General features: G+C 60.1%; 3 protein-coding genes and 2 pseudogenes. 2 read left to right on the top strand and 3 right to left on the bottom strand.

Features of this window, described 5'->3' with window-relative positions:
- Nucleotides 1-629, top strand: a 629-nt coding sequence (locus B2J89_RS20700; protein WP_256368865.1) for a tripartite tricarboxylate transporter substrate binding protein, incomplete at its 5' end; no start/stop codon positions are given.
- Nucleotides 630-758: 129 nt separating this feature from the next.
- Here the strand turns inward: B2J89_RS20700 and B2J89_RS20705 are convergent.
- The 3 genes and pseudogenes from B2J89_RS20705 to B2J89_RS20715 form a co-directional block, all read right to left on the bottom strand.
- Nucleotides 759-1064, bottom strand: a pseudogene (locus B2J89_RS20705) (acyl-CoA dehydrogenase family protein); the annotation flags it as partial.
- Between the two features lie 160 nt (nucleotides 1065-1224).
- Nucleotides 1225-2187, bottom strand: a pseudogene (locus tag B2J89_RS20710) (IS5 family transposase).
- Between the two features lie 515 nt (nucleotides 2188-2702).
- Nucleotides 2703-3719 carry a tripartite tricarboxylate transporter substrate binding protein gene (locus B2J89_RS20715; RefSeq protein WP_169170741.1) on the bottom strand — a complete coding sequence of 339 codons (1017 nt, stop codon included), beginning with the start codon at nucleotides 3717-3719 and terminating at the stop codon, nucleotides 2703-2705.
- Between the two features lie 157 nt (nucleotides 3720-3876).
- Between B2J89_RS20715 and B2J89_RS20720 the strand changes: the two genes are divergently transcribed.
- Nucleotides 3877-4755, top strand: a complete 879-nt coding sequence (locus B2J89_RS20720; RefSeq protein WP_169168856.1) for an oxaloacetate decarboxylase — start codon at nucleotides 3877-3879, stop codon at nucleotides 4753-4755.
- Nucleotides 4756-4802 lie beyond the last annotated feature (47 nt).

Here is a 4802-nt window from a genome sequence, read left to right on the forward strand (position 1 = left end):
TTAAGCCGGTAGCGCGTCTCGCGACGGGTCCGATGCTTGTGACGGTTGCAGCCGACTCACCCTACAAAACCATTGAAGATTTGGTGAGCGCTGCCAAGGTGCAGCCAGGGAAGCTGAATTACGGCACCTCGGGGGTAGGAGGCATCAATCACTTCGCCGCGGAACTGCTGATGGGCGCCGCTGACATCAAGATGACACAGGTGCCTTATAAAGGGATCAGCCTGGCCATCACAGACATGATCGGCGGACAAGTCCAAGTCGTTGTGTCTAGCGCTGCCTCCGTGTTGCCCCATGTGGAAAACGGCAGGGTCCGAGCGCTGGCCGTCACGACCTCGAAGCGCTCCCCGGTTGTGCCCGCTCTGCCTTCGACCGAACAAGCTGGCTACAAGGGCAGCGCCAGTGAGCTCTGGTGGGGTGTGCTGGCTCCGGCAGGCACGCCTACTGCCGTGGTCGACCGCCTGAACACAGAGATTAATAGGATCCTCGATTCGGCTGAGATGAAGGCATTCTTCCTGAAGGCGGGCGCAGAGTCCGCGCCGATGAAGGCAGTCGAATTCGAACTGTTCATCGCGACGGAGATCAGCCGCTGGAAGAAGATCGCCGCGGCGGCCGGTATCCAGGCCGAGTGAGCGGTCCAAGTTTTCGTCTGGCTTGGGGCCGGCGGGCGGGACTTGTTTACACGGAGATGAGTCAAACTCTGGCAGGCGAGACCCCGCGCGCGCAGACTGGAATCCGGCGGCCTCCTGACGGAGGATCACTCAGAATGCGGCGATTCCGGTCTGGGCGCGCCCGAGGATCAGCGCATGGATGCCGTGGGTGCCCTTGTAGGTGTTCACCATCACCAGGTTCACCAGGTGGCGGGCCACCCCGAATTCGTCGCTGATGCCGTTGCCGCCCATCATGTCGCGCGCCACGCGGGCGATGTCCAGGGCGTTGCCGCAGGAGTTGCGCTTCATGATGGAGGGGATCTCCACCGAGGCGATGCCCTCGTCCTTCATGCGGCCCCGGCGCAGGCAGCCCTGCGGGCCCAGCGTGATCTCGGTCTGTATGTCGGCCAGGTTCTTCTAGGGATGCTCTGAACAACCCGAATCAGTGAGTGCTATAGCGCTCACGTCTTTCAGATCACACAGTTTCACGTCGTTGTTCGTGGTCTGCGCATTGCTTTGTCTCCCCGGCGGTTCATTTGAGCCGCTTTTGCGGCCTCTGCCACGTTTTCAGGCGCACTCATCCCTGCGCCGCCATCAAGGTATGGCGCACCATCCACAGGTTTGACAGCGCAAACAACGTCTTGAGCTGCAGCGTGTTTTTCTTGAGTCCCCGGTAGCGCACTTTCACGTAGCCAAACTGGCGCTTGATGACCCTGAACGGGTGCTCGACCTTGGCCCGGATACCGGTCTTGATCTTTTCAAGCCGGTCAATCAGAGCGTCAATGGGCTTGTTGTCCTTATCCAGCTCTTTGCGCATGCCTGGGCGCATCGCTATATGCCAGGCCACTACCTTTTTGGCATCCGGGCGTTTGTCGGCACCCTGGTAGCCCGCATCACCAAAGACGTTGGCTTCTTCGCCATGCAGCAGGCTGTTGCCCTCGGTGACGTCGGCCACGTTGCCCGAGGTGCCGCGCACGGTGTGCACCAAGCCCGAATCAGCGTCAACGCCAATGTGGGCTTACATGCCAAAGTACCGCTGGTTGCCCTTTTGGTTCGAATGCATCTCGGGGTCGCGCTTTTTGTCCTTGTTCTTCGTGGAGCTGGGCGCCGCAATCAGCGTGGCGTCCACTGCTGTTCCCGCCCTCAGCAGCAAGCCTTGCGAGCTGAGCAGGTCGTTGACCGTGGCCAGAATCTGATCGGCCAGTCTGTGTTTCTCCAGCCCATGCCGAAAGCGCAGGATGGTGCTCTCATCGGGCAGACGCCCATGGGCATCGAGCTGGGCAAACTCCCGGTACAGGGGCACGTCAAAGAAGGCCTCTTCCATCGCCGGATCCGACAATGTGAACCACTGCTGCATGAAATGCACACGCAGCATGGTCTCCAGCGCAAAAGGTGGTCGGCCATTCTTGCCTTCGGGGTAATACGGGGCAATGAGATCGACCAATGCAGCCCAAGGAACCACCTGCTCCATCTGGGCGAGGAACTCCTGCTTGCGGGTTCTTCTGGCGCTCAGGTTCAGGTCAAGGCTGGTTTGCTTCATGGGCTGCAAGGATGCTATTGCAGGCTGACGCCTGCCAGACGGGGGAGTAGGTTTTGCAGACTGTCCCTAGATCAGCTGGTTGGCTGTCAGCGGTTTCGCAATGACGTGGCACTTGTGCGTCTTCGCGTGCGGACGAAGTTTTGCGTTGGATCCTGCCACCCTGTGCGCCACCGTATCGAGATTGAATTCGAGTGCGTCGAGATTGAGGAGCAATGCGGGAGTTTCAACCTCGGACTCTATCATTCCGGGTTGAGCTGGTGGACGCTGATGCATGCCACCAGCTTAGGGAGTCAGGCGCGCGAAGGTCAAACGAGAGTTCGTTAGCAAACAGTTGAGGCCTTCTCAACGAACCTCCATGTGCGCAAGCCAGCTGCTCGGCGCCTTCTATTCTTACTACATCCAGCAGCTCGGACGAGCGCCTGCGCCCATGTCCCTAAGCAGCCTGCCCGGCCCCAAGGACCGGCCAGCACCCGCGCGCGGTGCAAGTTTTCCTGGCAGTACGCGCGGGAAAGGCGCTACTTGCCTTCGGGTCGCGAGTAGAACCTGCTCTCCATCGCCGAGCGGCGTCGGATTTCCGCGGCCACCTGCGCCGAAGTCCTCAGACTCCTGTCGAATATCGCCCCTGCCTTCTCGATTTCCTTTTTCATCTCCGGGTCATCGAGAGCGAGATCGACTGCCTCCTCCAGCCAGCGCTTCCGGTCCTCCGGAACATTCCTGGGTAATGCGACGAAGCGGAAAGCATCCCAGAGAATCTCGTCCGCGGACAGTACTTCATTGAAGGTCGGCACCTCGGGAAGGACGGTACTGCGCTTTGCCCCTGTTGCGGCTAGAACACGCACCTTTCCGGCCTGGAGCAGGCTTCGATACTCGGCAACGAAGCCGTAGGCAACGTCGATATGCCCGCCCATCAAGTCGTTCAGGGCCTGCTTACCCCCCGGGTAGGGAATTACGTTGAACTTGGCGCCGCTCGCCGCCTGCACCTGTTCCATGAGGAAGCCACTCGCATTCGAGGGGGACGCCGCGGCGCGGACGGTGTTGGGAGTGTTGCGGGCGGCCTGGAGCACATCCCTGATGCTCGCGTTCTTGAATTTCCCTTCCGTGGTGACAATCCAGGTCAACGGGTCCGAGTTGAGGAATCCAACGGGCTCGATGCTTTCCAATCCCCACTTGCCTTCAGAACGACGGGTGCTGTGCGCCCAAAAGTTGCTCGAAAGCACTGCCATTCCGTAACCGTCGGGGCGCAGTTGCGTGGCCACGAAGCTGTGCCCGATCAGTCCCTCGGCGCCTGGCTTATTCATAACGACAAAGTCCTTGCCGGTGTGCTTGACTAGATACTTGACCAGGATCCGAGCATGAACGTCCATGCCTCCGCCGGCTGGGTATGCAACGTAGACCTCGATGGGGCGGACCGGATAGTCCTTCGACTCAAGCGGCGCAAGCCGCCGATGGGATTCGCTCCTGTCCTGCGCCACCGCGACTGGCAGGCTGGTGATCATCGCGAGTGCGAGAACGGCTTTCAAACAGACATGCATTGGCTTTCTCCTGGTTGGAAGGTCGCAGCCGCATTGATGGGCGAGATCACGCGACCCGCTCTGCCGATCGAGCCTTGGCTGATCAAATCCCACCGGCTGCACGATTGCATGCAATAGTACAATGGCCGTTCCATCTAGTCCTCAGGAGAAACCCGCCATGCGCCTCACTTCGCGTTTGAAGGAGCTAATTCGCTCCCCCGAGATCCTTGTCATGCCTGGAGCCTACGATCCCATCAGTGCCAAGCTCATAGAGCGGGCGGGCTTCGATTCGATCCAGTGCACTGGCTCTGGTATTTCGGCGGCGTATCTTGGCCGACCTGACTACAGCATGCTTTCCATGAACGACATGCTTTGCGCGACCAGGAATATCGTCGAGAACGTAGGGATTCCGGTCATGGCGGACGGCGACACTGGCTTCGGGAATGCGGTCAATACGTACTACACCGTGCAAGCGTTCGAGCGCGCAGGTGCGGCGGGCATCAACATCGAAGATCAGGTGTCTCCGAAGCGATGCGGTCACTTGGAAGGCAAGCAGATCATCGGCTTCGACGAGGCGGTGACAAAGATACGGGCCGCCTGCGACGCAAGGAATGACCGCGACTTCGTCATCAACGCTCGCACTGACGCACTCGCCGTAGCCGGCATGGACGAGGTAGTACGGCGCGGCAACGCGTTCCTGGAGGTCGGTGCGACCATGGTGATGGTCGAGGGCGTCAGTTCGACGGAAGAAATCGAGGCGGTGGTGAAGGGGATCAACGGACCAGTGGGCATCAACATCGTGGAAGGCGGCAAGACGAAGTTCGATTTGACCTTCTCCGACTTGCAGGCGCTCGGCGTGGCGCGCGTGAGCCTCCCAGGCACGCTCGTACGAGCGGCGCTCTTCGCGATGCAAGAGGCTTTGTCGCGAATCAAGCGCGACGGAAGCGTGCGAGGTCTGAGCGACATGATCCTGCCCTTCGCACTGGGTATCCCGGCGATCATGGGCATGAAGGAAGTGAGCGAGCTCGAGAAGCGCTATTCGGGTGGCGAAGGCTGACGGCAGCCTAAAACCAGAATGACAATCCGCACTACTCTCGGCAGGCC

The organism is Acidovorax sp. SRB_24 (genome assembly GCF_012931925.1).